Genomic DNA, 1,591 nt, shown 5'->3' on the forward strand with positions numbered 1-1,591 from the left:
ATCCAGCTTCTCCACCAGCTCCTCGAACGGGTAGTCTTGATTCTCGAACGCCTCCAGCGTCTTCTCCTTCACTTCTTCCACATACTCTCGGAACGTTTTCTCTCCACTTGGACTCGTCCGAAGCGCCAGCGTCCCGACGAACATCCCGATCAGCTTCTCCAAATCCGCATGCGGTCTTCCCGCTATCGGCGTACCGACCACGATGTCCTCTTGTCCCGTGTACCGGTGCAGCAGTGTCGTATACGCCGCCAGCAGCACCATGTACAGCGTCGCTCCCGTTTCCTGCGCCAGACGCTTCAGTCCTTCCAGCGTCTCCTTCTCTACGCCGAAGCCAACCGCCTCGCCTTCAAACCGCTGCACCGCCGGACGCGCATAGTCCGTCGCCAGTTCAAGCACCGGCAGCTCGCCCGCAAACGTCTCCAGCCAGTAGGCCTCCTGCTTCCGCATCGCTTCGCTCGACGCCAGCTTTCTTTGCCATGCCGCATAATCCCGGTATTGAATCCGCAGCTCCGACAATGATTCTCCCGCGTACAGACGCATCCATTCCCCGATCATCAGCTCCGTCGACAGCCCGTCCGATATGATATGGTGCATATCGAACAGCAGCAGGTGATCCTCGCTCGTCACGCGCACGACCTCCGCCCGCAGCAGTGGAGCCTGCGCCAGGTCAAACGGTCTCACAAACGATTCCGCTTGGCGCTGCAGCTCCTCTTCATCCGCCGCCTCTTGCACCTTCAGATGAAGTTCTACTCCTTCCTGCACCCGCTGCACCGGCTCTCCGTCCACGATTTCAAATGACGTTCTCAACGATTCGTGACGAGTGATCAAGCGTCGGAACGCTTCCTCCGCACGGACAAGGTCCAGCTCCCCCGACACCCGGTACATGCTTGGCATGTTGTAGCTGATCTGCCCTTCTTCCAACTGGTTCAGGATATACATCCGCTTTTGCGCCGACGATACCGCGTAGTAGTCGCTGTTCGCCACCGGCTCGATCGACGCGTAGTCCGTCTTCTCCATTCCGCCGATCGCTTCCGCCAGCTCTGCCAGCCTCGGCGACTGGAACACCGTCCGCAGCGGCACGTTCACATGCAACGCTTTGTGCAGCTGCGCCACCAGCGTCGTCGCTTTCAGCGAATGGCCGCCCAGTTCGAAGAAATGGTCCTGCCTTCCGACACGCTCCACGCCTAGCACCTGCTGCCATAGTTCCGCCAGCTTCTTCTCCAGCTCTGTTGCCGGCGCCTCATATGCCGCTCGCGCCACATCGCTTCCTTCCGGCGCCGGCAATGCCTTCCGGTCCAGCTTCCCGTTCGATGTCAGCGGCAGCCGCTCCAGATGAACAAAGTAGGACGGCACCATGTAGCCCGGCAGCTTCTCGATCAGAGCCGCGCGCAGTTCCGCCGCGACTAGCTCCTTCTCTGTCACCACATAGGCGCACAGATACGCTTCCAGCGCTTCTTCCCACGCCAGCACGGCCGCTTCCTTCACCCCTTCCACCTTCAGCAGCTGCGCTTCGATCTCTCCCAGCTCGATTCGGTAGCCACGGATTTTCACCTGATGGTCGATCCGGCCCAAATATTCAACCGTACCGTCC

General features: G+C 60.2%; 1 protein-coding gene. It reads right to left on the bottom strand.

The window, feature by feature from the left end:
* Positions 1-1,591, bottom strand: a 1,591-nt coding sequence (locus K0T92_RS24455; RefSeq protein ID WP_246628414.1) for a condensation domain-containing protein, incomplete at both ends; no start/stop codon positions are given.

The sequence above is a fragment of the Paenibacillus oenotherae genome (genome assembly GCF_019443105.1).
Classification (GTDB): domain Bacteria; phylum Bacillota; class Bacilli; order Paenibacillales; family Paenibacillaceae; genus Paenibacillus_Z; species Paenibacillus_Z oenotherae.